A 24,901-nucleotide genomic window follows, 5' to 3' on the forward strand; every position below is an offset into this window, starting at 1 on the left:
CCTTTACTCGATGCCCAGCTTGGCCTTGACGAGATCGTTGACGGCCTGCGGATTGGCCTTGCCGCCGGTCGCCTTCATCACCTGGCCGACGAACCAGCCGGCCATGGTCGGCTTGGCGCGTGCCTGCTCGACCTTGTCGGGATTGGCCGCGATCACCTCGTCGACCGCCTTCTCGATGGCGCCGGTGTCGGTGACCTGCTTCATGCCACGGCTTTCGACCAATTGGCGAGGATCACCACCCTCGCTCCAGACGATCTCGAACAGGTCCTTGGCGATCTTGCCGGAGATGGTGCCTTCCTTGATCAGGTCGATGACCGCACCGAGTTGGTCGGGCGAAACCGGAGCGGATTCAATGTCCTTGCCGGCTTTGTTGAGAGCGCCCAGCAGATCGTTGATGACCCAGTTCGCGGCGAGCTTGCCGTCGCGCCCGGCCGCTACCTTCTCGAAATAATCGGCGATCGGCTTTTCCGACACCAGGATCGCTGCGTCGTAGGTCGAGAGGCCGAGCGAGGAGATCAGCCGCGCCTTCTTGTCGTCGGGCAGTTCCGGCAATGCCTTGGCCAGGGCGTCGACATGGGCCTGGTCGAATTCCAGCGGCAGAAGATCGGGATCGGGGAAGTAGCGGTAGTCGTGCGCCTCTTCCTTGGAGCGCATCGAGCGCGTCTCGCCCTTGACGGCATCGAACAGCCGCGTTTCCTGATCGATCTTGCCGCCGTCCTCGAGGATAGCGATCTGCCGGCGCGCCTCGTAGTCGATGGCCTGGCCGATGAAGCGGATCGAATTCATGTTCTTGATTTCGCAGCGGGTGCCGAATTCGCCCCCTGGCCGGCGCACCGAGACGTTGACGTCGGCACGCAGCGAGCCTTCGTCCATGTTGCCGTCGCAGGTGCCGAGATAGCGCATGATGGTACGCAGCTTGGTCACATAGGCCTTGGCCTCGTCGCCGGAGCGCAGGTCGGGTTTCGACACGATCTCCATCAGCGCCACGCCGGAGCGGTTGAGGTCGACATAGGACATGGTCGGGTGCTGGTCGTGGATCGACTTGCCGGCATCCTGCTCCAGGTGCAGGCGCTCGATGCCAACCTCGATGTCCTCGAACTCGCCCTGGCGGTCGGGACCGACGGAAACGATCACCGTGCCCTCGCCGACGATCGGCTGTTTGAACTGCGAGATCTGGTAGCCCTGCGGCAGGTCCGGATAGAAATAGTTCTTCCGGTCGAAGACCGACTTGTGGTTGATCGCCGCCTTCAGCCCCAGGCCGGTGCGGATCGCCTGCTTGACGCATTCCTCGTTGATGACGGGCAGCATGCCGGGCATTGCCGCATCGACTAGGCTGACATTGGCATTGGGCGCAGCCCCGAATGCGGTCGAGGCGCCGGAGAAGAGCTTTGCCTCCGAGATGACCTGAGCGTGAACCTCAAGGCCGATAATGATCTCCCAGTCGCCGGTGGCACCTGATATCAGGCGTTTTGCGTCGGGTGTACGGGTATCGATGATGCTCATGGCCTGCCGTCAAATTCCGGATGATTGCCGAATGCGCTGCACATTCAGCAGGTACAAATCGTACCCGCTTCGCTAGTGCAAACCGCCAGAAGAGACAAGCGCAAAGCCTCGGTCTGGCCTTCCCAGCCATTTTTGCCTATAGGACGCTCATCCCAATGGAGAGTGGATGTCCACTTACGCTCAGTCCCGGTAAGGCCCTGACCTCTCGATGAGGCAGGGCAGAAAACCTGAAACCCCGTGCCGCGAAGCTTCGCGGCGGCGGCATTTTTCGTTTCCCGGAAACTCTTCACATGGATATTTCGCGTACTGAACAGCGCATCCTGCACCTGCTCGCGCAGGGCGGACGCATTGAAATCGAAAAGAACGACAAGAAAAGGATCGCTTCCGTCAAATGCCTGACCCGCGACGGCTGGCATTATCCTGACGTCGATCTCGACCTGTTTCGAAAATTGAAACGCAAGAAGGCGGTTTCGTCGTCGGGCGGCGGGCCCTACCGCATCACAAGGCGCGGGCTCGCACTCGTCCGCTCTGAACTCGACAACAGGTAGTCCTGGTGCCGCCGGCCGGCATTCGGTCGGCGGCAGCCGTCACCGCTCAGGCGGTGGCGATGTAGGCCCGGATTTCCTCTGCCTCGCGCTCGACGTCCTCGATGCGGCGCTTAACCACGTCACCGATGGACACGATGCCATCCAGCAGGCCGTCCTTTTCCACCGGCAGATGGCGGAAGCGGCCCCGGGTCATGATCTCCATCACCTCGTTGACGGTGTGGTTCTCATTGCAGATCTTCACCTTCGGCGTCATGGCCGAGCGCACCGCGATGTCGAGCGCGGCGGCTCCTTCCTTGGCGATCACCCGCACGATGTCGCGCTCGGAGAGGATGCCGACGATCTTGCGATCGCCATTGGTGATGACCAGTGCGCCGATCTTGTGTTCTGTCAGGATGCGAATGGCTTCGCTGAGTTTTTCGTTGGGCCCGAGCGTCAGCACGTCATGGCCCTTGCTCTCGAGAATTGCCTTAACTGTCATGGCGTCCTCCTCTACTTTGCCAACCGGTTCCTGACCTGACCGGTTTTCGCATAAGAGTGAACATCGTGCGCCGTGATGGGTTGCATTTCAAGTGTGGTCGGGCGCTTCCCATTCAGGCGCTTGCCATCCCCTGTCGAACCAGCGCAGGCCGAAGAAGCCCGCGACAAAGCCGCCTATATGGGCCTCCCAGGCGATCTGGCCGTCCACGCCCGGCGCGAAACCGAGAAGGCCGGTGGCGAGATTGATGATCATCCACATGGCCAGGAAAATGACGACGCCGCGCGAGCGCAACACGATCGCGACCGGCAGCACCGGGCCGGCGAAAGCAGCCTTGCCGGCCGAGCGGTCGGTGTGGAAGCCAAAGCGCGCCGCGGCCCCCATCATGCCCGATATGGCGCCCGATGCGCCGACCAGCGGCGCTTCTCCGTATGGATGCATGGCCCAGAAGAGCGCCACCGAAGCCAGTCCGGTGGCGGCAAAGAACAATGCGAACCGGAGCGCGCCGAGACGATTGGCCAGCGGCGAGCCAAAGGCGGCGAGCCAGACCATATTGATGGCGATATGGGCAAAGCCGCCATGCATGAAAGCGTAAGTGAAAGGCCGGGTGAAAAGGAACCAGTCGAAGCCGTATTGGCCGGTATAGAGGACCGGAATGAACGCCCCGTCATAGAGCAGCGTCATTTGCTGGGCGTCGTTCAGCACATATTGCTGCAGCAGATAGACGATCGCGCAGATGCCGATCACCGCCAGCACGATCGGCGGCAGGTTGAACACCGGCTCACGCGCCGGCGGCGGCATGGCTTCGGCCGGTTCGGGCTGGGACGGATTTTGCGGTTCATTCATCTGCAATCGCACTCGATGCTGGTTCAGTCCGGGGCCGGTTCGGTCTGGGGCTGGTTCGGTCTGGGGCTGGTTCGGTCTGGCCAGCATCTAGATCACCGCCGATGGAACCGCAAATGGCGAATCGTCCCGCTCCGAATCAAAGGTGCGAATCAAAAAAGAAGCCGTCCAAGGTTTCCCTTGAACGGCCGGTCGAGCCCCCTGCTCCCCTAAAACTCTTGACTGAAGTGCTGCCGATCGTCGCGAAACGACCGCTTCTGGAGTGGTTTTGGTGTGCCACGCGGCTCGCCAGGGCGCAACGTAAACCACTTGTTAACCTTAACGGCCCCGACCCGTGAACAAGTGTTAACGACGCTGGCACGCTTCCTGCTCCGGAACGCATGTAGGTCATCGGAGGGCGCCCTTCTGTTCACCGATGGGACATCAGACGACAGAATGCGCGGAGCTTTTTAGTATGAACCAAAACGGATCGATCACGCTGTTCCACTATTGGAACCGCCTGCGTGACGGACGCCCCGCTCCGAAGCGATCGGAAGTCGAGCCGGCCGACATCAAGTCGCTGCTGGCCGATACGTTCATCCTGGAAAGGGACACGCGTGGTCAGCCCGTGTTTCGTCTGGCCGGCACCAGGCTCTGCGCCTGCTACGGCCGCGAACTCAAGGGGTTTTCCTTCCCGTCGCTGTGGCGCGAAAAGGATCAGCGGCTGGTTTCGCGGCTGATCCACGGCGTTTTCGACCAGAAATCGGTCGTGCTGATCATTTTCGAGGGCTTCAGCCGCAACGGCCGCTCCAACAAGTTCGAATTGCTCGCCCTGCCGCTCGATGGCGGCATTGAAAATCCGCGCTGCCTCGGCGTGATCAGCGCCGCGGAGAAGCCGTTCTGGCTGGGCGCGGATCCGATCACGGACGCCTTGATCGATTCAATACGCGTCATCGACCCGGAGAAAGAGCTGCTGAACAACCGTCCGGCGATCGACGTTCCCTCGCTCGTTCCCGACGAGATCGGGGCGCCCGACACGATCTCGGCGCTCGGCCGGGCGCGCCGCATCCGCCACCTCGTCGTCTTCGACGGCGGGCGCGAAGATAGTTGATGATCACACAGTCCCGCGGGCCTGTTTTTCCCCTTTGTTAACCCGCTTTGTTGTACTTCTCTGATGAAGTCCCTCGCATTAAGGCGCGGGATGCCAAACGGGGTGTAGGCAGTCATGAGGTCAGCGGCGGTCGACTATGCGCCGTCCCAAGCTGAAAGGCGTAACTTTCAGCGCGTCCGGGTCAAGATATACGGACGTTTCATGCTGGAGGACCGCACCGAGCACCCCTGCCAGGTCGTGGACATGTCGCCTGGCAACGTCGCGCTTCGCACCGACCGCATCGGCATGCCCGGCGAGAAAGTCATCGCCTATATCGATCATATCGGTCGCATCGAAGGTGTCTTGACGCGCACGTTGCCGGACGGCTTCGCAATGACGGTGATTGCGTCCGACCGCAAGAAGGACAAGCTCGCGGCGCAATTGACATGGCTCGCCAACAAGCACGAGCTCGACCTGCCGGAAGACCGCCGACACGAGCGCGTCTCGCCACGCAACCCGACCAGCGTGCTGCAGCTCACCGACGGCCGTCAGTATCAGTGCCGGATCATCGATCTGTCATTGTCCGGCGCCGCGATCGAGATCGAGGTCAAACCGGCGATCGGTGTCCAGGTCATGCTCGGCACGATGCGCGGCCAGATCGTCCGGCATTTCGAAGATGGCGTCGCCATCGAATTCGCCGTCATCCAGCGCCCCGAAACGCTCGATTCGGAATTCAACACGCCGCGCGCCTGATCAGGCAGCAAAGTACACCTGTCAGGCCGGCCCTCGCGGCCGGCTTTTTTGATTCCGGAGTGCGTCAATCGATGCGTCCTCGGGGCGACAGGTCGCCATAGTCAAGGGCCCGCGCGAGGCCCACCAGATAAACCAATCCCGCAATCCGAACAATTCAATACTCAAATGATTCAAATTTTATGTTTATTCTACGGGCGTTTTACTTAAAATCTACTCCGTGCTTTTGCGTCAAATAAATCCACATGTGGCAATGTCTCCTTCGAACGGGGAGACTGAATAATGAAAAGAACGAGGGGCAAGCTGTTGCTGGTGGCAATGGCGATGCAGTTTTCTGCCTGGGGATCAGCATATGCCGCGGGACCGGCCTACATGCATACCGGCGGACGCACCACGCAGCCTGTTGGCCACTATGAATTCTGCCAACGCATCCCGGGCGAATGCAACGAAAAGACCCCCAAGGGAGAACCGGTCGACCTGACCCGCAAGCTCTGGGCGTCGATCGTCAGCATCAACAATTCGGTCAACACCCGCGTCAAGCCGCGCACCGACATGGAAAACTACGGTGTCGAGGAATACTGGGCCTACCCGGACAGTGGCTATGGCGATTGCGAGGACTACGCGCTGGAAAAGCGGCGCGAGCTGATGAATGTGGGCGTGCCCGCCGGCGACCTTTTGATGACGGTTGCGCGCCAGCCGAACGGCGACGGCCATGCGGTTCTGACCGTGCGCACCAGCCTCGGCGAGTTCATCCTCGACAATCTGGAAACCAAGGTGCTGTCCTGGACGGACACCGACTACACCTATCTCAAGCGTCAATCGACGGAAAATTCCGGCGTTTGGGTAACGATCAACGACGGCCGTTCCGACGCGGTCGCCAGCGTCCGCTGAGGACGCCAACAAGGTCAGGCGCGTTGCACGGCTGCGACGCGCTCAACGAGAAACCCGGTCGAGTCCCCACCCTCCCCGTCCCCAACGACCGGGTCAAAGGAGCCGGCCCCGTCCCCGGGCCGGCTCCGCCATTTCTGTAGGGAAGATGCTAAACTGACCCGATGACACGTGGCGCATCGCGCCGCGCCCGCCTTTCCACGCACAACAGATCGATGCACAATCGGGCCGTTGGTTTCGTTTCCTGGGTCACATTGATGCTGGAAATCCCGGAAGATCGATGCGAGCGCCATCGCCTATTCAGGGCGATCGACGACGCCTTCAAGGCCGGTGACTTCGACGAACTCGGCAAAGCCTTGGGCGGCTCGCCTCGCTGGTTCGACGAGCGCATGCCGTTCGAACTCGGTCTTGGCAATCCGCTGGAATATGCGATCTACTGGAGCCCTCTCGGCTTCGTCGCAACGCTGATCGAAGCCGGATCGAGCCCGAACTACGAAGATCATGCCGGATTTCCCCCGATCATCGCGGCGCTGTCCACCGAACGCGCGGACAAGCTCGACATCATCCGCATCCTCGTCGATCACGGCGCCGATCCCAACATGCGGGGCGTCAACGACTGGACGCCGCTTCACTATGCGGTGGCCATCCGCAGCGTCGAGGCGATCCGCCTGCTTCTCGCCGCCGGCGCGGACCCGACGCTCGAAACCCGTATCGATGACTACACGACGGCCCTTGAGGAGGCCGACAAAGCCGGCTTTGAAGCCGGAGCTTCGTTGCTGCGCGATGCGACGGCCAAGCGACGCTCCAAGGGACGATGAGTTGCAGCGACGAACCGGGCGACACCCATCGCCAAAGCCGGCTTCAGACCTTTTTCAGCCCCGCCTTGAAGCGCCCGGCGTTGGCGACGTAGTGCGCGGCGGAGCCACGCAGCCGCTCGACCGCCGCGTCGTCCAGCACCCTGATCGCCTTTGCCGGTGAACCGACGATCAGCGAATTGTCCGGGAATTCCTTGCCTTCGGTGACCAGGGCGCCGGCGCCGACCAGTGAATTCTTGCCGATCCTGGCGCCGTTCAGCACGATGGCGCCCATGCCGATCAGGCTGTTGTCACCAATCGTGCAGCCATGCAGCATGGCGCGATGGCCGATGGTGCATCCTTCGCCGATGGTCAGCGGAAAGCCGGGATCGGTGTGCATAACCGTGTGTTCCTGCACATTGGTGCCGGCGCCGATGATGATGGGCTCGTTGTCGCCCCTGATGACGACGCCGAACCAGAAGCCGGCATTGCGGCCGATCCTGACGTCGCCAATCAGCGTGGCGTCGGGCGCGATCCAGTTCGAATCCGCATCGGCGAAGCTGGGCTCGGTTCCATCGATCGCATAAAGCGGCATTGTCGGTCTCCGAATCGTCTCAGGCTGGAAACCCTAGGAGACGGACCGCCCAGGAAGCAATGGCGAGCACGACGATGCCCAGGGCCAGCGACCAGGCAATAGCGGTGCAGCCACATGACAGGAGCGCCACTGTCGAAATGCGATCCTGGCGCCGCGCATCGAGGGCTTCGTTGACCAGCATGAACGGTCCGGCACTGGCAGTGACAGCCAGCGAGCGCAGCACATGCGAGGGCGACACATAAGGCTCGGCGAAGGCGGCCTTGCGACCCGATACCAGTTCCATTGTCGAGCCCGTCAGGCCGCAAACGGTCAGCCCGACGACAAAAGCGAACAGCAGGAGTTCCATCTGGGCCATATTAACCCTCCATTTACCATGAAATCGCACAGTCGTTTCAGGAAGGCTGCAAGAGCCGTGCCGTGCGATGTGTGCCGCCGCGGGGCACCCGGATGGTGATGGACGAGGACCGAGATGAAGCAGGCAGCGATCGCCGACGGCCCAGAACTCACCGTGGTCGATTCCAAGCTGATGAAGCGGGTGTTCTACGCGTTCGCGGCTCTGGCCTTGCTGTCGATAGCCATCAGCCTTGGCGGTAAATGGTTCGGCCGTTCCATTGCCATGGCCGGATACACCGACGACGCGACCGTGCGCGAGGTGGTGATCGGCCACAACATCATCACCGTGCCGGCCAATTTCATCAGGTTCGAGCCAGCCCGGCGCGACGGCATCGCCTCGCGCCTCGACCTCTATCTGCGCTATCCCCAGATGGACGGCTACAGCGAGGCGTCGCGCGATGATTTCAATCACGCCGGAGCCAACAGGAACATCATCTTCCTGTCCTTCGAGCAGCAGATGATGTCGCGCGACATGAGTGGCCGGTTCGCGCCAATCTACAGCGCGTTGATCGTCCAGCCCGGCATTCCAGGGCTTGGCGGCACGACGGTCTATGGGTTCAATGAAAAATCAGGCTACATGAACGAGGTGCTGGTCGTCGGCAAGCGCGCGGGCAAGGACCCCTTCGTGGCCCGCTGCCTCAGCGGTCCTAGCGCCAGCGAATCGCTGGCTCCTTGCGAGCGGGACATCCATGTCGGGGATGATCTCAGCCTTACCTACCGCTTCCCAAGGGAATTCCTCGGCGACTGGCAGACGCTGGACGCGGCGATCACGGCCGAGGCAGGGCTGCTCCTCAAAGCCAGACATTGACCGGCTGAAAGCGGGCCGGCCGCGCTCGACGCGGCCTGCCGTGGCATTGCGGGCTCAGGCCAGGTCGATGTCCAGGATCGCCATCGAGAAATTATAGTCGCCGTCGTCCTCGTCCTTGAAGACGATGCCGAGGAATTCGTCGCCGACATAGACCTCGGCCGAATCTTCCTTGCGTGGCCTTGCCTTGACCTCAAGCTTGGGGTTCTGGAAGACGCGCTTGAAATAGGCGTCCAGCTTTCTGATTTCGTCCGGCTTCAACAGTCTTCTCCGATCATCGGGCTTGCTCGTTTGAACGGCGCTTCTGGCACGTCGACAATGGCGATGTAAAGGCAAGCCGGTCTTATTGCACCGGAAGCGGCAATGCCGCCGGGCAAATCGCAATCATGCGGGCACTGCCAGCAAATCAGATATCGAAACTGATCACGTGATCCATCTTCTGCGACGGCAGAAGCTGGTCCATCTGGCGCGAAGGCTGGTCGCAGCCGGTCTCACCGACCACGCGGGCCGGCACGCCGGCGACCGTCTTGTTGTGCGGCACAGGCGACAGCACCACCGATCCGGCGGCAATCTTGGAGCAATGGCCGATTTCGATGTTACCGAGAATCTTGGCGCCGGCGCCAATCAGCACGCCGTAGCGGATCTTGGGATGGCGGTCGCCGCCGGCCTTGCCAGTACCGCCCAGCGTCACACCATGCAGGATCGACACGTCGTCCTCGATGACCGCCGTCTCGCCGACGACGAGGCCGGTGGCGTGATCGATGAAGATGCCCTTGCCGATGCGCGCGGCCGGATTGATATCGGTCTGGAAGACAGCGGACGAACGGCTCTGCAGGTAGAGCGCGAAATCCTTGCGGCCGTGGTTCCACAGCCAATGCGCCAGCCGATGGGTCTGGATGGCGTGAAAGCCCTTGAAGTAGAGCACCGGCATGATGAACCGGTCGCAAGCCGGGTCGCGGTCATAATAGGCCTGGATGTCGACGCGCACCGTGGTCGGCCAGTCCTTGTCGTCGGCAAGCATCGACTTGAAGGTCTGGCGGATGAGATCGGAGCCGATATCCTGATGGGCAAGCCGCTCCGCGATCCTGTGAATGACCGCCTCTTCCAGGCTTTCCTGGTTGAGGATCGTCGAATAGAGGAACGCGGCCAGCAGCGGGTCGCGGTTGACCGCTTCCATCGCTTCGTCGCGGATCGAGCGCCAGATCGGATCGACCGGCTGCAACGCGCCGTGGCGGGAAATGCTGATGCTGTTCATCGACGTCTTATCCTGCGTCCTGCTAGTCTGCCTGCTTGTCCGGCCGCACATATAAGCCAGATCATAGCACGATTGAACTCAATTTTCCTTAGTGCTGTGTCAAATGGATTTGGTTCGCAGGAATTCAAGCAGCCATGGAAAACGAACCCTTGATCGACGACGCCCTGAAAACCGAGCTTTCTGTCCTCTACCATGCCGCCGGCCGCCATTACCACAACCTCGCCCATATCGAAGCGATGCTAACGCTGGCCGGCGACTATCGAACGCTTCTGGACGACCCCGAAGCCGTCGAAGCGGCGATCTGGTTCCACGACGCCATCTACGACAACAGAGCCAAGGACAATGAGGCGCAAAGTGCCGCCCTTGCGGAGCAAAAGCTCGCCGGCCGCACCGATGCCGGGCGCCTGAGCCGCGTCAGCGCGATGATCCTCGCCACCGCCACGCACCAGTTGCCGCTGTTCGACGACGCAGCGGCGACGCGCGACGCCAGCCTGTTCCTCGATATGGACCTGTCGATCCTGGGCGCTGACGCAGTTGCGTTCGATGCCTATGAACGGGCGGTTCGCCGTGAATATGGCTGGGTTGAAGAGCCGATGTGGCGTGCGGGCCGCGGCGCGGTGCTTAAGACCTTCCTTGCCCGACCGCATATCTTCCACACGCAGGAGTTCCAGCAGCGCTTCGAGCCGCAGGCAAGGCTGAACATGGCGCGTTCGCTGCAGGCCTTGACCTAGCTTAGTTTCGGAATCCGAGGCGCTCGTCCCAGGAACCGGCGCCTCAAAGCGGATTTTCGGCGTAGAACTCCAGCACCCGCTGCTTGAAGGTCTTGTCCCCGACGGCCAGCATATGGTCGCGGCCCTCGATGTAGAAGGCCCTGGCGCTGGGCATCAGCGCCGCGAGCTCGTCCGGCGATCCACCAATGTCGTCGATGGTACCGACCGCGATCAGCGTCGGCTGTGCGATGCGGGCGATGTCGTCCTCACCAAGCAATTCCCGCGACGTGGCGATGCAGGCGGCAAGCGCCTGGCGGTCGCTGCGGGTCTGGTCGGCGAAGGCGCGAAAAGCGCGGCCGCGCGGATGGGTGGTCGCGGACGGATCCTCGGCAAGAAGGGCGGCGGCGATCGGATCCCAATCGCCGACCCCATCGATCATGCCGATGCCGAGGCCGCCAAAGACCAGCGTCGCCACCTTGTCCGGATCGGACAGCGCCAGGAAGGCCGCGATGCGCGCGCCCATCGAATAGCCCATGACATGGGCCCGCTCGATACCGAGATGATCGAGCAGGGCTGCCGCGTCCGAAGCCATTTTCGCGGGCGTATAATCGGCCTCGTCGTAACTCTTGGATGACGCGCCGTGGCCGCGATTGTCGAAGGCGATGGCGCGATAACCGGCATCGTTGAGCGTCTTGAACCAGCCGGGCGACACCCAGTTGACATAGTGGCTCGAAGCAAAGCCATGAATCATCAGCACCGGATCGCCCGCGCCCGAGGCCGGCTGGCGGTCGAGGAAGGCAAGATCGAACCCGTCATGGGAAAAAAACTGCATGGGAGGTGATCCCCGGCTCAGTCGGAGTCGACGTTCGGAGAATCGCCCTTGTCCGCGGGCGGCATGCCAGGACCCGATGCCGTGCCGATTACTGGATGGCGCAGCAGGTCGCCGTCCGCGATGCCGTCCCTGGCGGCCGTGCCGGCCTTGAGCTCAAGCACGAAGCGGACCGGCTCGCCCGGCGAGACGATCGCCTCGGATTGCGGCTCACCCTGCTTGATCGCGCGGATCCTGCCGTCCTGGCCGACAAAGATCAGATCGAGCGCCATCGGCGTGTTCTTCATCCAGAAACTGACGTCGCGCGTCTCGTCGAAGACGAACAGCATGCCATGATTGGCGGCCATGTCCTCGCGAAACATCAGGCCGGCTTCCCGCTCGGCCTCGGTATCGGCGACTTCGATCGAGAAGGAGCGTTTGCCATTCTTGGTCACGGCAACCAGCGGCGCGGGATCAACTGGAAGGATCATCGCCCGGCCATCGGCCGCGCTGGGTACCTGGAAATAGAAGAATGCGGCGGCGGCGACCATGACGGCAGCCACGGCGCACATCACGCCCGCCGTCAGCCCGTTCCTGTGTGTCATATGAAATCCTCGGCCGGTTCGCCCTAGTGCGAGACCGGCAAGGTGCCCATATCGGGGTGAATTTCGGCGGCCATAAGGCCTTTGTCACCGCGGCCGAAACGGACAAGCACGACCTGCCCCGGCCGAAGCTCGGTGATGCCGTAGCGCCGCAAGGTCTCCATATGGACGAAAATGTCCTCGGTCCCCTCGCCGCGGGTCAGGAAGCCAAACCCCTTGGTGCGGTTGAACCATTTGACCAAAGCGCGTTCGAGCCCGCTCTCCGGCGTCACCGCGACATGGGTGCGCTGTTCCTGCATTTCCGCGGGATGGACGGCGGTGGTGACATCCATGGAAAGCACACGGAAGGCCTGCAGCCCGCGCTCGCCTTGCTTCACAAGACAGACCACGCGTGCGCCTTCCAAGGCTGTCTGGAAGCCGTCCCGTCGAAGACATGTCACGTGGAGGAGGATATCGCCCGAAACACCGTCATCGGGAAGGATGAAGCCATATCCCTTGGCCACATCGAACCACTTGATGGCACCGGCGATTTCGGCCAAATCGGCGGCGTCGCCGCCTTCGTCGCGCGTCAAGGCGTCGCCAAGGGTATTGGCCCGCCCGGTCAAAGAGGCCTTTTCCCCCATAAGAATGCCCCCTTTATTCAAGAACACCGCAACTGATTCTTGATACCAGATTAACACCGCGGCTTCCGGTGTGTGCAAGAGCTGACGTGCCTTTTTTCACGGTTCATTGCGGGAATACCGGATTTGTTCTTTGCCGGCGCCGCCTGACGCCGGACGATTGCCCTTTGACCGGGCCGACCCTATGTTGCGCGCGACCCAACAGATCGAGGAAAACACATGCGCTATCTGCACACCATGGTCCGCGTCGCCGATGTCGATGCCTCGCTCGATTTCTACTGCAACAAGCTCGGGCTGAAGGAAGTTCGCCGCTATGAAAACGAGCAGGGCCGCTTCACGCTGATCTTCCTGGCGGCGTCCGAGGACGAGCAGAGTGGCATCGCCGACAAGGCGCCGCTGGTCGAACTCACCTACAACTGGGATCCTGAAGACTACAAGGGCGGGCGCAATTTCGGCCACCTCGCCTACGAGGTAGACGACATCTACGCCACCTGCCAGCGACTGATGGACAATGGCGTCACCATCAACCGGCCGCCGCGCGACGGCAACATGGCCTTTATCAGGTCGCCGGACGGCATCTCCATCGAGCTTCTGCAGAAAGGCCCCGCCAAGGCCAAGGCAGAACCGTGGGCGTCGATGGCGAACACCGGAAGCTGGTAATCGATCACCCTTTTGGAGTGACCGGCGGCCACTCCGTGATGTTTCGCTTGGTGGTGCCTATCTATCCGGCTATGGCGCCTGCCGTGAAAAGCGGCGCCACGTCACGAGATTGAGCTTCGGAGAACCCCCTTCATGCCGACCAGCCATGCCAATGTCACCACGGCGCACGCGAGCCGCTATCTGCAGCAGTTGTGCAAACATTGGGCGCACAAGTTTCCCGTCGAGTTCGACCCCAACCATGGCGTCATCGACCTTTCACTCGGCCGCACGGTCATGGACGCCGACGGGGCAGCGCTGCACATCACGGTATCGACCGACGAAGCCGCTTCGATCGAGCGGCTCGAAAGCGTCGTTGCCGACCACATCAAGCGCTTTGCGTTCCGCGAAGAACTGGCCTTCGACTGGAAACGCGCCGAGGCGGCATAGTTCGTTCATGCGTGTCGCCGCCGCGCATTTCCGGCGAGACACCTGGATCAATCGCTATCAGACTTGCGCGCCATCTCCAGCAGCGCCAGGACCGAGCGCCAATTCCGGGCCGTGCCCGGCACTTTCAACGTGCGTGGAATGAGGTTGGCAAACACCGATTTGCCAAGCCCGTGCGGCGCGCTGAGATAAAGGACGTCGCCCTTGACCTCGAAGCGCTCGGGCCCGATGCATTTTTCGGCCAGCCGCGCCACCTCATCGGCGGTCGGCTCACGCTCCAGCGCGTAGGCATGGAGCTTCGTGTGGTCGGCGGCCACTTCCGGATAGGGATTTTCGCGCACCAGCCGTTCGAACCATTCGAAATCGCGCACCATGATGCGCGAATGGAAACCCCATTTTGCCTCGAAAGCCGCCTCGATTCGCTTGGTCAGCGCCGCCGCGTCGCCCTTGTCGGACCGGAATACGGCATTGCCGCTCTGCACATAGGTGGAGACGGCAGAAAAGCCGAGATCCTCGAAGAACGACCGCAGCTCGGCCATCTTGACGATGCGGTTGCCGCCGACATTGATGCCGGAAAACAGGGCGATGAAGACCTTTCCGCTCATATGATGAAACCCGCCAGTGTTTCGTTGTCGGTGATGTCCTGATACTGGACGCCCTCGGCCTCGAAATTCGCCTTGAGCAGATCGAAATTGCGGCGATCCTTGGTTTCGATGCCGATCAGAACCGAGCCGAAGTTGCGCGCCGACTTCTTCAGATATTCAAAGCGCGCGATGTCGTCATCCGGACCCAGCATTTCGAGGAAGTCGCGCAACGCGCCCGGCCGCTGCGGGAAGCGGATGATGAAGTACTTCTTCAGGCCTTCGAAGCGCAGCGCCCGTTCCTTGACATCCGGCAACCGCTCGAAATCGAAATTGCCGCCTGACACCACAGCGACAATGGTCTTGCCCCGGATTTCCTTCCTCGAAAAATCCTTCAGCGCATCGATCGCCAACGCGCCGGCGGGTTCCAGGACAACGCCTTCGACGTTGAGCATCTCGATCATGGTCGCGCACAGCCGGTTTTCCGGGATCAGCCGCACGCTGTCGGCGGCAAACTCCTTGAGATAGCGCAAAGGTTCGCGGCCGATCTCGGCAACCGCCGCGCCGTCGACGAAGTTGTCGACCTTGGCGAGCCTCAGCCGTTTTCCGGCCGCAAGGCTCTCGCGCAGGCTCGGCGCACCGGCCGGCTCGCAGAAGACGAACCGCGCGTCGCGACCCTGATCGGCGAAATAGTGCGTCACCCCGGCAGCCAGACCGCCGCCACCCACCGGAAGCATGACGATGTCGGGCATGCGCCCGCCCGGCATCTGGTCCGCGATTTCATAGGCGACCGTTGCCTGGCCCTCGATGATGTCCTTGTGGTCGAACGGTGGCACCATATGGGCACCGGAGCTTTCGGTGAATTCGAAGGCGGCGCGGTAGCAATCGTCGAAAAAGTCGCCGACCAGCCTGATCTCGACGAAGTCGCCGCCAAACAGCCTGGTCTTGTCGATCTTCTGCTGCGGGGTGGTCACCGGCATGAACACCACGCCCTTCTTGCCGAAATGGCGGCAGACGAAGGCAAAGCCCTGCGCATGGTTGCCTGCGGATGCACAGACAAACAGCTCGGCTTGGTTGCCTTCGCCAAGCGCCTTGCGGAAGAAATTGAACGCGCCACGGATCTTGTAGGACCGCACGGGGCTCAAATCCTCGCGCTTCAACAGCACCCGCGCGCCAGTCTTTTTCGACAGATAGTCATTTTCCTGCAGCGGTGTCTGCGGGAAGATCTGGCGGATCGCGGAGGCGGCGGTGGCGACGCGCGCGGAAAAGCTGGTCATGGCAAGATCATCCCGGATCGCCCGCGGGCGAGTTAGACAATAACCCTATTACACCGCAAGACCATTGCCCGGTCGAGCCCGTGCCTGCAACGGCGCCTTCCCGAAATGCTTGCAAGCACTTGCGAATGTTTGTTCACGCTTTTTGATCGAGCCTAGCCGGGCATCGTTGGACGCCCGAAGTCGACATCCGGCGGGATGCAGGCCCCTGCCTTCCGCCACGTTGCGGCCTTCCTGCCGCTTTGGCTTTCGCGCAACACTGCGATGACCGTCACGAGGCGCCGACCGCATTTTGGCTGGACATGACTTACTTCCGCCGCACTTCGCCTGCTGGGGAGATATCGCGGAGGGTGGATGGCCCTTTTTGGGCTCGATCGGAATTTTTGACGTGCATTTGAAGACGATTTGCATTCTAGCGCTCGCCTTGCTGGTGGCAGGCTGCGGCGGCCGCAAAACCGAGGAACTGCTCGGCAGCGCGGTCATGTCCGCGCCGGTGACGGAAATCGCGGGCAACCACTCGATCTTCATCGCCACGACGCGCAAGAAATCCGACGATCCCAACAAGGTTTTCGACGGCGAACGCTCGGCGACGCTGAACTACGCCCGCGTCAACGTCACCGTTCCGGGAGTCCACACGACCGGCCAGATCGAGCGTCGCTCACGCGGCAAGTCGGATGATCCGGCCAAATATTTCATGGCTTCCGAGGTCGTCGGCTACGATACCCAACCGAAATTCTCCAGCGCGCTCAACGCCGACATCGCGGCGCGCGGCGGCCGGGTGATGGTCTTCGTCCATGGCTACAACACCGGTTTCGACGACGCCGTCTATCGCCTGACCCAGATCGTGCATGATTCCGGCTATCCCGGGACACCGGTGTTGTTTTCCTGGGCCTCGGGTGCCAAGACCACCGACTATGTCTATGACAAGGAAAGCGCCAGCGCCGCCCGCGACCAGCTCGAAGTGACCCTGCGAATGCTGCAGCAGTCCGGTGCGCGGCGCATCGACATTGTCGCGCATTCGATGGGAACCTGGGTGACCATGGAAACGCTGCGCCAGATGGCCATCAGCGGCGACCGCGACCTCGGCGGCAAGCTTGGCGATGTGGTGCTGGCCTCTCCCGACATCGATGTCGATGTGTTCAAGAGCCAGATGCGCCGCTACGGCAAGCCCGACAAGCCGTTCATCCTGCTGTTGTCGGACGATGACCGGGCGCTCAGGCTCTCCGGCCTGATCGCCGGTTCGCGGCCGCGCGTCGGCGACTACAAGGATGCCGCCGATCTTGCCACCTATGGCGTGACGGTAGTCGATCTCTCAAAGGTCAAGGGCAGCGACAGCTTCAACCATACGAAATTCGCCGACAATCCGGCCCTGGTGAAGATGATCGGCCAGCGGCTGCGCGAGGACGATGGTTTCGCCAGCGATCGGGACGTGACCGACCGCATCAGCCTGCTTGGGCAATAGATGCGGCGCAGCGGATTTCGCCGTGCACCATTGCCGAGCCATCAATCCACTTTGAACTGGACCGCGCCGGCCTCTGGCCTTATCGGAATAGTCAGTGACGTCATGCGTTTGACGTCCCCCGCTGCGGGAGCCGACGTGTGACTGTGCGTTTGAAGGGTTTGCTCGTCCTCGCATTTGCGCTCGCCATCGGCGGCTGCGCCGGCCCTACGCATGACCTCCTCAACAAGACCACCATCGCCGCACCGGCTTCGGACATCGCGGCCACGCATGAGATTTTTGTTGCGACGACGCGCCAGAAGGCAACGAAGGATCCGCGGCAGGTGTTCGATAGCGATCGTTCCCTGACCACCAGCTATGCCCGTGTCGACGTCACCGTTCCGAGGAGCCATCAGGTCGGCGCCATCGAGCGGGCCAAGGGGACCGCCAACAGCAATCCGGCCAAGGACTTCACAGCCAAGGATGTCACCTACTATGAAGGCGCGCCGCAATTCGCCAAGGCGGTCGGCGCCGACATCACCATGCGCGGCGACCGCGCGCTGGTCTTCGTGCATGGCTTCAACAATGGTTTCGACGACGGCATCTACCGGCTGACGCAGATCGCCCACGACACGAAATATCCGGGTACCCCGGTGCTGTTCTCATGGGCCTCGAGCGCCAAGACAACAGGGTATCTCTACGACAGGGACAGTGCCAATGCCGCGCGCGACGACCTCGAGGCAACGCTCAGGATGCTTGCCAAGACTCGGGTCAAGAGCATCGACATCATCGCCCATTCAATGGGCACCTGGTTGACGATGGAGGCGCTGCGCCAACTCGCCATCACCGGCGACCGGGATCTCGGCGGCAAGCTCGGCTATGTCATCTTGGCCTCGCCGGACATCGATGTCGACGTGTTCAAGAAGCAGATGATCCGCTACGGCAAACCTACCAAGCCCTTCGCCATCCTGCTTTCAGGCGACGATCGGGCCCTGAAGCTGTCGTCCCTCATTTCTGGCGACAAGCCGCGAGTCGGCGATTACGGCAATGCGGCGGACCTCGCCTCCTATGGCGTGGCCGTGGTCGACCTGACCAAGACGAAGGGCGGCGACGGCGGCCTCAACCACGCCAAATTCGCCGACAACCCGTTCCTGGTGCAATTGCTCGGGAACAGGCTGCGCACGCCGGCCGGCCTGGCCGCGGACGAGGACCCGGCACAGCTTAGCAATATCGGTCAGGGCCTCGGAAAGGTCGTCGGCTCCGCCGCCGAAGTCATCATCACGACGCCGTTCAAGGTGCTGACCATCGCCACCGGCGGGTAGACAGCCAAGAGCGGACGGCTGGCCTCAGACGAACAGATCGACTTTCTGGAACGTCGTCACGTCGATCAGCCCGACGTCGGAAATCCTGAGCTCGGGAATGACCACCAACGCCAGCAGCGAGTGCTGCATGTAGGCGTTGTTGAGGGAGCAGCCCATCTTGCGCATCGCCTCGGTCAGTTTCTCAGCCTTGGCGGCGACGATCTCGGCGCGCTCGTCCGACATCAGCCCGGCGATCGGCATTTCGACCAGTGCCAGTTCCTTGCCTCTGGAGAACAGCACGACGCCGCCGCCGACTTCCCCCAGCCGGTTCACGGCCAGCGCCATGTCCTGCTTGTTGGTGCCAACGCAGATGATGTGATGGGCGTCATGGGCGACGCTGGAGGCCATGGCGCAGTCGGCCATGTAACCGAAACCGGAGACGAAGGCATTGGTGACGCCACCCGTGCCCCTGTGCCGCTCGACCAGCGCGATCTGGCATATGTCGTTGCGGCGATCCATGGCGACCAGCCCATCCTCGACTGGCAGGTCGGCCTCCAGCGCGCGCGTGGGTGCCTGGTTCTCGATGACGCCGATCACCCGCACCCGCACTTCGTTGGCGCCCTTGGGTGCCGCGACATCGAAATCGCCGGCCTTCAGTTTCTTGCCGAGCTTGACGGTGTTCTTCGCCGTCTTCGGATAATCATAGGCCGGAATATCGATGTCGAGCTTGCCGCCCTTGGCCAGCCTGACGCCGCGCGCATAGACCTCGTCAATGCTCATTGCGGTGAGATCGGAGACGATCAGCAGGTCGGCCAACCGCCCCGGCGCGATCGAACCGATCTCGCGTTCCAGCTTGAAATGAAGGGCGGTGTTGAGCGTTGCCATCTGGATCGCGGTCACCGGCTTCAACCCCTGTTGGATGGCGTGGCGCACCGCCCGGTCCATGTGGCCTTCATGGACCAGCGTGCCGGAATGGCTATCGTCGGTGCACAGGATGAAATTGCGCGGATCGATGCCGCTCTCCGTCACCGCCTTGATCTGCGAGGCAACATCGTACCAGGCCGAGCCCAGCCTGAGCATCGCCTTCATGCCCTGGCGCACGCGGGCGATGGCGTCCTCGGCGCGCGTGCCCTCGTGGTCATCCTCGGGTCCGCCGGCGACATAGCCGTGGAACGGCAGACCAAGATCGCGCGAGGCATAGTGGCCGCCGACCGTCTTGCCAGCCTTGACCGTCGCGGCGATCTCGCCCGACATCACCGGATCGTTGGCGGCGACGCCAGGGAAATTCATCACCTCTCCAAGTCCGATGATGTTTTCCCAGGTCATCGCTTCAGCGACATCGGCGACCGTCAGCTCGGCGCCGGCATGTTCAAGCCCGGGCGCCGAGGGCACACAGGACGGCATCTGCACATGCACGTTGATGGGCATGGCCACCGCCTCGTCATGCATCAGCCGCACGCCCGGCAGGCCCAGCACATTGGCGATCTCGTGCGGATCGATGAACATCGAGGTGGTGCCGTGCGGGATGACGGCGCGGCAGAATTCGGTGACCGTCACCATGCCGCTCTCGACATGCATGTGCGCGTCGCAAAGGCCGGGCACGAGATAGCGTCCGCCTGCGTCGACCACCTTGGTGCCCTGCCCGATCGTGTGGCTGGCATTCGGCCCGCAATAGGCGAAGCGGCCGCCAGATATGGCGATGTCGGTGCCGGCGATGATCTCGCCCGAATGGACGTTCACCCAGCGCCCGTTGCGGATCACGAGATCGGCGGGTTTGCGGCCCATCGCGACATCGACCAGATCGGTCGCCATGTCGGTCCACGGTTTGGGTTTCGTCGCACGGGCGGGCGGCTTCCTGGCCATCAAAGACTCCTGTTTGCCCGACTGTGCCAAGCCGACGGCGTTTTGGCCAGCGAGGAAGCGTGGATTTGCCCGGAGATCGCCGGATCGGCGCCGAAGCTGACCTCAACTATTCCTCGATCGACGGCACAGCGGAATTCGGCGGGCCCGGAAATGTCGTAGGCGATTGATCGTGTGCTGGTCTACGGCATAGGCGGCGTCGCCCTCGCCCTCGCCGGCGTCGAGACGTCGCAAGATGCGGGCACCGCCTTCTCAGACACACGCACCACCGTCGGCTGGACCGTCGGTGTCGACGTCGATTACGCGCCGACCGACAAGTTCTGAGCGTCGCCACCGGCGTTGCTCAACAAGCAGCGCGCAGACCGATCTTGCCGGAAGTGGGGGGCGGCCGGCGTCCCCAGTGGGCGGGGGAATGGGTTGGGCCTGAGAGGCGCCGGCCATGGCGGATCAAGTCCGCCGCGCAGATATTTACCGATGCCCACGGCGCGGATAATTCCGTGATCGCGCCAGTATCGTTGCGCGATCTCCTCTGGGTTGCGTGTTCAGGCACCGCAGAACACGACTTGACGGGCTGTGTCTGGCATCTGAAAAGGGCTGGGCTGCGGACGTGGCGGAATTGGTAGACGCAAGGGACTTAAAATACGGCTCCGGCAATCCCGATGTGTCCGTAAAGGTCCCGACCAGCTCGGTTTTCCGGTAATTGTCTAATCTCGATAGCCGCTTGCGTACCTCTACGTCCCTGCCCCTCATCGCCCGTCCGGTGCCAATTGCGGTGCCAATTTTTTCCTGCGAGTATCTGCATGAGGCGCATCAGCGGGTTGCGATAGCACCGATGCCGGTGGCGAGGGAAGGGGTTTGGACAAGCAAAGACATAATCCCCAAAGTCATCGCGACAGGGTTTCAGAATTGGCAGACTGTTGCCTGCGCGGCCATACTTGTTGGGTGTCGCCCAGGCGCCCCGCTCCGCGCCTTTTCCGCAAGCCCGCGCTTCTGTTGCCTGCGGCATATGCGCGGCCTTGTCAGTATTTCGATTGCTCCCGGCGTGGCATTTGTCGCATTCTATTTGTTGCGCCTGGTCGTGAGCGCATCGCCCAGGTCGTGCTTGTCGGGATCCTTCAGGTTTTCGCCCGCTGCGTCACGATCTTCAGCCGGATCATCCTTCGCCGGCAAATAACCGCGAGGACGGTTTTCCGGCGGGCCTTCCCAGCGTGGCTTCTGATCGGTGCTGCCGGGAGGGCCATTGTCGCGTGAGGTCATATAATCTCCCTAGATTGTGGAGATCTGGATTGGTCAACCGTGTTTGACTTGCCTGGTCGACGGCCCGCATCTCCTGGAACGGGATGCTGCCCAACCAGCCACCGAGCGAGTTGTTCCAATCGCAGGCCAGATAATCAGCATCCACATTCCGACAACGAGGTATCGACAGGGGAGACTTGCCGCTGCTAGGCCCAGCCGGTCGCGCTCTTGAAGGAACAAGCTAGCCGACGCTAAACTCGACCTCTCGAAGCATGTCGGAGACGGTGATGAACGGTGGAGCAAAAGAGGGCTTGCCCGCCTGCGCCGAACGCTGGGCGCTCGCCCTGACCGAGCGCAGGAGCGTCACCGGGAGCGAGGATGAAGCATCGTTCGGGCCATGGCTTGCCGGCAAACTTCGCCAAGAGACAGCCTTTCGCCATGCGGAAATCTGGACGATCGAGGTCGAGCCCGGAGACGGCCGACACTGCGTGGCGATGCTGCTGCGCGGAGGTGGCCGGGCCACTGTGGTGCTGACGGGACATTACGACACCGTCACGACGCGCGACTATGGCGAGCTTGAGGATCTCGCGACCCGGCCGGGCCTGCTCACGCCTGCGCTCGGCAAGACCCTTGCCACAGCCGAGACGGCCGCCGCCCGACGCGCACGCGTCGATTTTGCCTCCGGAGAGTTTCTCGCCGGACGCGGTCTGCTCGACATGAAGGCGGGCCTTGCCGCGGGATTGGCCGTCTGCACGCAATTCGCGGAGAGCATCAATCCGGCGGGGAACATCTTCTTCCTCGCCGTACCCGATGAAGAGAACAACTCGGCCGGCGCGCGCAGGGCGGCGCAGGCTCTTCCTACCATCGCCGACGAATGCCAACTGGAATTTGCGGCCGCGATCAATCTCGATGCGATCGCGGACGATGGCGACGGCAGTAAGGGGCGAATCATCGCGCTGGGCACTGTGGGCAAGCTGCTGCCGACGGCTTATGTTGTCGGCGTTCCCGCCCATAGCGGTTTTCCGCTGAATGGCTTGAATGCCGCGACGCTGGCTGCCGCGATAGCCACGCGTGTGGAATGGGCGCCGGAGCTGACCGATCAGTCCCGGTCGGAGCCCGGCACGCCGGCGAGCCTGCTCAGCATTCGCGACGGCAAGGCCGGCTATGACGTGACGACACCGGCAAGCGCCTATGCCAGCTTCAATGTACTGAGCTATCGCAGGACACCCGGCGAGGTGTTCGACCGGTTCGAACAGCTTTGCGCACAAGCGGCTTCGACTTGCCTGGGCGCTCTCAAACAGCGGCTCGGCCCGGGTAACGAGCCGGCCGCTATCGACGTAGTCGACAACATTGCCCTATACCGTTACGAGGCTGTCGCTGACCGCCTCGATGGGAAAGCCATATCCAGGGTTGGCGCACTGGGCGCGTCGCTCGCGGCCAGTGAACTTTCGCTACCTGAACAATGCCGGCTTGTCATCGAAGAGGCATGGCGGCTGAGCCGTTTGTCAGGTCCGGCGGTGGTCATAGGCTTTGGCTCCATACCTTACCTGCCAACGAACCTGTCGCAGACCCCCGCAGCCAGAAGGCTGCGCGCGATTGCCGGCGACATTGCCGCCAACGCAGACGGACTCTACGGCTGTACGATTGCTTGCGCCGATTATTTCGCCGGCATCTCCGATATGAGCTTCTTTGGTGAAGTGGCAGAATCCTCGCTCGATGTGGTCGCCCGCAACACGCCTATGTGGAGCGACGGGGTGCGCTGGCCCGCGCACCGAGGCCTTGCCAGTATCCCGACGATCAATATCGGCCCGTGGGGGCGTGATTATCACACGCCGCTCGAACGGCTGCACACAGGGTATGCGTTCAGCGTCCTGCCACGTGTTCTCAGCCAAACCTGCAGGGCCCTGCTCAACGCGGAGTGACGCAGCCCCGCCTCATATCCCTGCGTGGGCAAGGGCACAGGCCGGTTCCCGCCCGAGTTCAGGGCTTGGCTGGCTGCGTGGGCTGGGTGCCTTGCTGATCCCCGCCGGAGCTCGTCTGAGGCGTCGGATTGCTGTCGACTTTCGGATTTTTGTCGACAGGCTGACTGTTCACCGTATCGGTCTTGGACTTGGCCGGATCCGCGTTGTTCTCATTGCACCCAGCCAACGCGAAGAGCGCCGCAATTAGCAGAATCGTTCTCATTTCAAGTCCTCCTGACCTGCTTTCGGCACCACGTCGGACCAACGTCCCGTGCGGTCGAAGCGAACCGACAGGCCCTGTTTCATTGCCTTCCTGGCCAGCATGAGGTCGAGTTCCGCATCATTGACGGGGCTGCGCATGACCGACCGGATGGCATTGCAAGCCAGTTCCGTCGAGACGAAGTCACAGGTTTTGCTTCTGGCGACGACATACTGCTCGATCAGTATATCAACGCGCCTGAGGGCGATGTCTTGCGCATACTGCATCCGCGGCTCCCTTTGCCGCCGAACTGTCGGCCACGAAGGTTGTTCCACCTTGCCCGAGAAAACTTGTCGACCGGGAGCGCGTCGTCGGACGCGGGCAACCGACCACGGAACAATCCTGGCTTGGGATGGTTGGGGGCGGCGGTCAGGAGCGGAGGATATGATGACGGCAACTAAACTCGCGGTGGTAACCGGGGCCTCAAGCGGCATCGGCAAGGAACTTGCCAAGCTCTGCTCGAAGGCCGGTTATAACCTTGTCATCGCGGCCGATGAGCCGGCGATCAAGCAGGCGGCAGAGGCGCTGTCTTCGCACGACGTGGCGGTCGAGGCGCTTGAGGTCGACCTGGCAACCGTGGAGGGCGCCGACAGATTGGTGTCGCGGATCGGAAATCGGGATATCGACCTGCTCTTTCTGAATGCGGGGCGCGGCCTGGGTCACGGCTTCGTCGACCAGGACTGGAACAAGATCCGTCGCATCGTCGACACCAATATCAACGGAACAATTTATCTGGCCCATCAACTGGCCGCGAGGATGGCCAGGCGCGGACGCGGGCGTATTCTGTTTACCGGATCGATCGCCGGCTTCATGCCGGGCACGTTCCAGGCAGTCTACAACGGCACCAAGGCGTTCATCGATTCTTTCGCCATCGCGCTACGGCACGAATTGAAGGACACCGGCGTCACCGTGACGGTGCTGATGCCCGGTGCGACGCAGACGCGGTTCTTCGAACGTGCCGAAATGATGGACACCAAGGTCGGCACCGACGAGAAGGACAATCCGGCCGACGTCGCGCGCGCCGGCTATGACGCGTTGCTGGCGGGCGAGGAACAGGTCATCAGCGGCTGGAGGAACAAGCTCCAGGTGGCAGCCGCCCATGTCACCCCGGCTGGCACCCTGGCTGAACAGCACCGCAAGATGGCCGAACCGGGATCGGCTCCGAAAGGCTGACTTGTCGACGACACGCCGAGGCCGTCGGCCGACACCCGGGCGGCCCCGCATCTTTCCACATCCACCGGCCGACGCGA

At 62.3% G+C, this 24,901-nt stretch carries 30 protein-coding genes; 14 read left to right on the forward strand and 16 right to left on the reverse strand.

The window, feature by feature from the left end; translation table 11 throughout:
- Positions 1–3: 3 nt before the first annotated feature.
- The gene (gatB, locus tag EN845_RS00805; RefSeq protein ID WP_127869416.1) at positions 4–1,503 is read right to left on the reverse strand and encodes an Asp-tRNA(Asn)/Glu-tRNA(Gln) amidotransferase subunit GatB; all 1,500 of its coding nucleotides are present in this window, start codon (positions 1,501–1,503) and stop codon (positions 4–6) included.
- A 290-nt stretch (positions 1,504–1,793) separates the two neighbouring features.
- Here gatB and EN845_RS00815 point away from each other — a divergent pair, with 290 nt between their 5' ends.
- Complete coding sequence (locus EN845_RS00815; RefSeq protein ID WP_127280952.1) at positions 1,794–2,051, forward strand: YjhX family toxin; 258 nt, start codon at positions 1,794–1,796, stop codon at positions 2,049–2,051.
- 46 nt (positions 2,052–2,097) lie between these two features.
- Here the strand turns inward: EN845_RS00815 and EN845_RS00820 are convergent, their stop codons facing one another.
- Positions 2,098–2,529: a CBS domain-containing protein gene (locus EN845_RS00820; protein ID WP_127280953.1), complete on the reverse strand. Its 432-nt coding sequence runs from the start codon at positions 2,527–2,529 to the stop codon at positions 2,098–2,100.
- Between the two features lie 87 nt (positions 2,530–2,616).
- Positions 2,617–3,372, reverse strand: coding sequence for a rhomboid family intramembrane serine protease (locus tag EN845_RS00825; RefSeq protein ID WP_127869417.1), 756 nt, complete (start codon positions 3,370–3,372; stop codon positions 2,617–2,619).
- A 451-nt stretch (positions 3,373–3,823) separates the two neighbouring features.
- On the opposite strand from EN845_RS00825, the gene EN845_RS00830 reads away from it, so the two are divergent.
- The 4 genes from EN845_RS00830 (at position 3,824) to EN845_RS00845 (ending at position 6,894) form a co-directional block, all read left to right on the forward strand.
- On the forward strand, positions 3,824–4,459 hold the full coding sequence (locus EN845_RS00830; RefSeq protein WP_127869418.1) for a PAS domain-containing protein: 636 nt from the start codon (positions 3,824–3,826) through the stop codon (positions 4,457–4,459).
- A 114-nt stretch (positions 4,460–4,573) separates the two neighbouring features.
- Positions 4,574–5,191: a PilZ domain-containing protein gene (locus EN845_RS00835; RefSeq protein WP_127281204.1), complete on the forward strand. Its 618-nt coding sequence runs from the start codon at positions 4,574–4,576 to the stop codon at positions 5,189–5,191.
- Positions 5,192–5,470: 279 nt separating this feature from the next.
- Complete coding sequence (locus tag EN845_RS00840; RefSeq protein ID WP_127869419.1) at positions 5,471–6,079, forward strand: transglutaminase-like cysteine peptidase; 609 nt, start codon at positions 5,471–5,473, stop codon at positions 6,077–6,079.
- A gap of 254 nt (positions 6,080–6,333) precedes the next feature.
- Positions 6,334–6,894, forward strand: a complete 561-nt coding sequence (locus EN845_RS00845) for an ankyrin repeat domain-containing protein (protein ID WP_167531247.1) — start codon at positions 6,334–6,336, stop codon at positions 6,892–6,894.
- 43 nt (positions 6,895–6,937) lie between these two features.
- Here EN845_RS00845 and EN845_RS00850 read toward each other — a convergent pair whose 3' ends face one another.
- Both EN845_RS00850 and EN845_RS00855 read right to left on the reverse strand, forming a co-directional pair.
- Entirely contained in the window at positions 6,938–7,465 is a 528-nt protein-coding gene (locus EN845_RS00850; RefSeq protein ID WP_127869421.1) for a gamma carbonic anhydrase family protein, read from the reverse strand.
- Between the two features lie 19 nt (positions 7,466–7,484).
- Positions 7,485–7,820: a hypothetical protein gene (locus EN845_RS00855; protein WP_127869422.1), complete on the reverse strand. Its 336-nt coding sequence runs from the start codon at positions 7,818–7,820 to the stop codon at positions 7,485–7,487.
- 114 nt (positions 7,821–7,934) lie between these two features.
- Here EN845_RS00855 and EN845_RS00860 point away from each other — a divergent pair, with 114 nt between their 5' ends.
- Positions 7,935–8,666: a hypothetical protein gene (locus EN845_RS00860; protein ID WP_127869423.1), complete on the forward strand. Its 732-nt coding sequence runs from the start codon at positions 7,935–7,937 to the stop codon at positions 8,664–8,666.
- 54 nt (positions 8,667–8,720) lie between these two features.
- Here the strand turns inward: EN845_RS00860 and EN845_RS00865 are convergent, their stop codons facing one another.
- Both EN845_RS00865 and cysE read right to left on the reverse strand, forming a co-directional pair.
- Positions 8,721–8,924 (reverse strand): DUF3126 family protein, encoded by a 204-nt coding sequence (locus EN845_RS00865; protein ID WP_006200852.1) that lies wholly within the window; start codon positions 8,922–8,924, stop codon positions 8,721–8,723.
- A 145-nt stretch (positions 8,925–9,069) separates the two neighbouring features.
- Entirely contained in the window at positions 9,070–9,918 is an 849-nt protein-coding gene (cysE, locus tag EN845_RS00870) for a serine O-acetyltransferase (protein WP_127280041.1), read from the reverse strand.
- Positions 9,919–10,052: 134 nt separating this feature from the next.
- On the opposite strand from cysE, the gene EN845_RS00875 reads away from it, so the two are divergent.
- The gene (locus EN845_RS00875) at positions 10,053–10,649 is read left to right on the forward strand and encodes a hypothetical protein (RefSeq protein WP_127869424.1); all 597 of its coding nucleotides are present in this window, start codon (positions 10,053–10,055) and stop codon (positions 10,647–10,649) included.
- Between the two features lie 43 nt (positions 10,650–10,692).
- Here the strand turns inward: EN845_RS00875 and EN845_RS00880 are convergent, their stop codons facing one another.
- The 3 genes from EN845_RS00880 to EN845_RS00890 are packed head-to-tail and all read right to left on the reverse strand — an operon-like array spanning position 10,693 to position 12,661.
- On the reverse strand, positions 10,693–11,460 hold the full coding sequence (locus EN845_RS00880) for an alpha/beta hydrolase (protein ID WP_127869425.1): 768 nt from the start codon (positions 11,458–11,460) through the stop codon (positions 10,693–10,695).
- Positions 11,461–11,477: 17 nt separating this feature from the next.
- Positions 11,478–12,041 carry a DUF192 domain-containing protein gene (locus EN845_RS00885; protein ID WP_127869426.1) on the reverse strand — a complete coding sequence of 188 codons (564 nt, stop codon included), beginning with the start codon at positions 12,039–12,041 and terminating at the stop codon, positions 11,478–11,480.
- Positions 12,042–12,064: 23 nt separating this feature from the next.
- Entirely contained in the window at positions 12,065–12,661 is a 597-nt protein-coding gene (locus tag EN845_RS00890) for a cold-shock protein (protein WP_127869719.1), read from the reverse strand.
- Between the two features lie 216 nt (positions 12,662–12,877).
- Between EN845_RS00890 and gloA the strand changes: the two genes are divergently transcribed.
- Together gloA and EN845_RS00900 are read left to right on the forward strand one after the other, a co-directional pair.
- The gene (gene gloA, locus EN845_RS00895; protein WP_127280045.1) at positions 12,878–13,318 is read left to right on the forward strand and encodes a lactoylglutathione lyase; all 441 of its coding nucleotides are present in this window, start codon (positions 12,878–12,880) and stop codon (positions 13,316–13,318) included.
- Between the two features lie 132 nt (positions 13,319–13,450).
- Positions 13,451–13,744: a DUF2218 domain-containing protein gene (locus tag EN845_RS00900; RefSeq protein WP_127869427.1), complete on the forward strand. Its 294-nt coding sequence runs from the start codon at positions 13,451–13,453 to the stop codon at positions 13,742–13,744.
- A 47-nt stretch (positions 13,745–13,791) separates the two neighbouring features.
- Here EN845_RS00900 and EN845_RS00905 read toward each other — a convergent pair whose 3' ends face one another.
- Positions 13,792–14,346: a DUF1697 domain-containing protein gene (locus EN845_RS00905; protein ID WP_127869428.1), complete on the reverse strand. Its 555-nt coding sequence runs from the start codon at positions 14,344–14,346 to the stop codon at positions 13,792–13,794.
- Positions 14,343–15,599, reverse strand: a complete 1,257-nt coding sequence (ilvA, locus tag EN845_RS00910) for a threonine ammonia-lyase IlvA (RefSeq protein WP_127869429.1) — start codon at positions 15,597–15,599, stop codon at positions 14,343–14,345. The genes EN845_RS00905 and ilvA overlap by 4 nt, the downstream gene beginning before the upstream one ends.
- Positions 15,600–15,984: 385 nt before the next feature.
- On the opposite strand from ilvA, the gene EN845_RS00915 reads away from it, so the two are divergent.
- Together EN845_RS00915 and EN845_RS00920 are read left to right on the forward strand one after the other, a co-directional pair.
- The gene (locus tag EN845_RS00915; RefSeq protein ID WP_127869430.1) at positions 15,985–17,058 is read left to right on the forward strand and encodes an alpha/beta hydrolase; all 1,074 of its coding nucleotides are present in this window, start codon (positions 15,985–15,987) and stop codon (positions 17,056–17,058) included.
- Between the two features lie 137 nt (positions 17,059–17,195).
- Positions 17,196–18,356 carry an alpha/beta hydrolase gene (locus tag EN845_RS00920; protein ID WP_127869431.1) on the forward strand — a complete coding sequence of 387 codons (1,161 nt, stop codon included), beginning with the start codon at positions 17,196–17,198 and terminating at the stop codon, positions 18,354–18,356.
- A gap of 24 nt (positions 18,357–18,380) precedes the next feature.
- Here the strand turns inward: EN845_RS00920 and ade are convergent, their stop codons facing one another.
- Positions 18,381–20,198 carry an adenine deaminase gene (gene ade / locus EN845_RS00925; RefSeq protein WP_127869432.1) on the reverse strand — a complete coding sequence of 606 codons (1,818 nt, stop codon included), beginning with the start codon at positions 20,196–20,198 and terminating at the stop codon, positions 18,381–18,383.
- Positions 20,199–20,369: 171 nt separating this feature from the next.
- On the opposite strand from ade, the gene EN845_RS35935 reads away from it, so the two are divergent.
- Complete coding sequence (locus EN845_RS35935; protein WP_245511605.1) at positions 20,370–20,519, forward strand: hypothetical protein; 150 nt, start codon at positions 20,370–20,372, stop codon at positions 20,517–20,519.
- Positions 20,520–21,254: 735 nt separating this feature from the next.
- On the opposite strand, the gene EN845_RS00935 is transcribed toward EN845_RS35935, so the two are convergent.
- Positions 21,255–21,452, reverse strand: coding sequence for a hypothetical protein (locus EN845_RS00935; RefSeq protein WP_127280503.1), 198 nt, complete (start codon positions 21,450–21,452; stop codon positions 21,255–21,257).
- 266 nt (positions 21,453–21,718) lie between these two features.
- Between EN845_RS00935 and EN845_RS00940 the strand changes: the two genes are divergently transcribed.
- A complete protein-coding gene (locus tag EN845_RS00940; protein WP_167531226.1) occupies positions 21,719–23,353 on the forward strand; it encodes a M20/M25/M40 family metallo-hydrolase in 1,635 nt (544 codons plus the stop codon).
- A 58-nt stretch (positions 23,354–23,411) separates the two neighbouring features.
- Here EN845_RS00940 and EN845_RS00945 read toward each other — a convergent pair whose 3' ends face one another.
- Together EN845_RS00945 and EN845_RS00950 are read right to left on the reverse strand one after the other, a co-directional pair.
- Positions 23,412–23,615, reverse strand: a complete 204-nt coding sequence (locus EN845_RS00945; RefSeq protein ID WP_127280505.1) for a hypothetical protein — start codon at positions 23,613–23,615, stop codon at positions 23,412–23,414.
- Positions 23,612–23,878 carry a hypothetical protein gene (locus EN845_RS00950; RefSeq protein WP_127280506.1) on the reverse strand — a complete coding sequence of 89 codons (267 nt, stop codon included), beginning with the start codon at positions 23,876–23,878 and terminating at the stop codon, positions 23,612–23,614. Before EN845_RS00950 ends, EN845_RS00945 begins: the two co-directional genes overlap by 4 nt.
- A gap of 160 nt (positions 23,879–24,038) precedes the next feature.
- Between EN845_RS00950 and EN845_RS00955 the strand changes: the two genes are divergently transcribed.
- Positions 24,039–24,824 carry an SDR family NAD(P)-dependent oxidoreductase gene (locus EN845_RS00955; protein ID WP_135906790.1) on the forward strand — a complete coding sequence of 262 codons (786 nt, stop codon included), beginning with the start codon at positions 24,039–24,041 and terminating at the stop codon, positions 24,822–24,824.
- The last annotated feature ends 77 nt before the right edge of the window (positions 24,825–24,901 follow it).

The sequence above is a fragment of the Mesorhizobium sp. M8A.F.Ca.ET.202.01.1.1 genome, from assembly GCF_004791595.1.
Lineage (GTDB): Bacteria > Pseudomonadota > Alphaproteobacteria > Rhizobiales > Rhizobiaceae > Mesorhizobium.

Coding starts and splice junctions, on each gene's coding strand:
- ade (WP_127869432.1), bottom strand. CDS start 20,198: ATGGCCAGGAAGCCGCCCGCCCGTGCGACGAAACCCAAACCGTGGACC.
- EN845_RS00820 (WP_127280953.1), bottom strand. CDS start 2,529: ATGACAGTTAAGGCAATTCTCGAGAGCAAGGGCCATGACGTGCTGACG.
- EN845_RS00935 (WP_127280503.1), bottom strand. CDS start 21,452: ATGACCTCACGCGACAATGGCCCTCCCGGCAGCACCGATCAGAAGCCA.
- EN845_RS00860 (WP_127869423.1), top strand. CDS start 7,935: ATGAAGCAGGCAGCGATCGCCGACGGCCCAGAACTCACCGTGGTCGAT.
- EN845_RS00840 (WP_127869419.1), top strand. CDS start 5,471: ATGAAAAGAACGAGGGGCAAGCTGTTGCTGGTGGCAATGGCGATGCAG.
- EN845_RS00890 (WP_127869719.1), bottom strand. CDS start 12,661: ATGGGGGAAAAGGCCTCTTTGACCGGGCGGGCCAATACCCTTGGCGAC.
- EN845_RS00885 (WP_127869426.1), bottom strand. CDS start 12,041: ATGACACACAGGAACGGGCTGACGGCGGGCGTGATGTGCGCCGTGGCT.
- EN845_RS00815 (WP_127280952.1), top strand. CDS start 1,794: ATGGATATTTCGCGTACTGAACAGCGCATCCTGCACCTGCTCGCGCAG.
- ilvA (WP_127869429.1), bottom strand. CDS start 15,599: ATGACCAGCTTTTCCGCGCGCGTCGCCACCGCCGCCTCCGCGATCCGC.
- EN845_RS00825 (WP_127869417.1), bottom strand. CDS start 3,372: ATGAATGAACCGCAAAATCCGTCCCAGCCCGAACCGGCCGAAGCCATG.
- EN845_RS00950 (WP_127280506.1), bottom strand. CDS start 23,878: ATGCAGTATGCGCAAGACATCGCCCTCAGGCGCGTTGATATACTGATC.
- EN845_RS00900 (WP_127869427.1), top strand. CDS start 13,451: ATGCCGACCAGCCATGCCAATGTCACCACGGCGCACGCGAGCCGCTAT.
- EN845_RS00855 (WP_127869422.1), bottom strand. CDS start 7,820: ATGGCCCAGATGGAACTCCTGCTGTTCGCTTTTGTCGTCGGGCTGACC.
- cysE (WP_127280041.1), bottom strand. CDS start 9,918: ATGAACAGCATCAGCATTTCCCGCCACGGCGCGTTGCAGCCGGTCGAT.
- EN845_RS00875 (WP_127869424.1), top strand. CDS start 10,053: ATGGAAAACGAACCCTTGATCGACGACGCCCTGAAAACCGAGCTTTCT.
- EN845_RS00880 (WP_127869425.1), bottom strand. CDS start 11,460: ATGCAGTTTTTTTCCCATGACGGGTTCGATCTTGCCTTCCTCGACCGC.
- EN845_RS00940 (WP_167531226.1), top strand. CDS start 21,719: ATGAACGGTGGAGCAAAAGAGGGCTTGCCCGCCTGCGCCGAACGCTGG.
- EN845_RS00845 (WP_167531247.1), top strand. CDS start 6,334: ATGCTGGAAATCCCGGAAGATCGATGCGAGCGCCATCGCCTATTCAGG.
- EN845_RS00955 (WP_135906790.1), top strand. CDS start 24,039: ATGACGGCAACTAAACTCGCGGTGGTAACCGGGGCCTCAAGCGGCATC.
- gatB (WP_127869416.1), bottom strand. CDS start 1,503: ATGAGCATCATCGATACCCGTACACCCGACGCAAAACGCCTGATATCA.
- EN845_RS00850 (WP_127869421.1), bottom strand. CDS start 7,465: ATGCCGCTTTATGCGATCGATGGAACCGAGCCCAGCTTCGCCGATGCG.
- EN845_RS00945 (WP_127280505.1), bottom strand. CDS start 23,615: ATGAGAACGATTCTGCTAATTGCGGCGCTCTTCGCGTTGGCTGGGTGC.
- EN845_RS00905 (WP_127869428.1), bottom strand. CDS start 14,346: ATGAGCGGAAAGGTCTTCATCGCCCTGTTTTCCGGCATCAATGTCGGC.
- gloA (WP_127280045.1), top strand. CDS start 12,878: ATGCGCTATCTGCACACCATGGTCCGCGTCGCCGATGTCGATGCCTCG.
- EN845_RS00835 (WP_127281204.1), top strand. CDS start 4,574: ATGAGGTCAGCGGCGGTCGACTATGCGCCGTCCCAAGCTGAAAGGCGT.
- EN845_RS00830 (WP_127869418.1), top strand. CDS start 3,824: ATGAACCAAAACGGATCGATCACGCTGTTCCACTATTGGAACCGCCTG.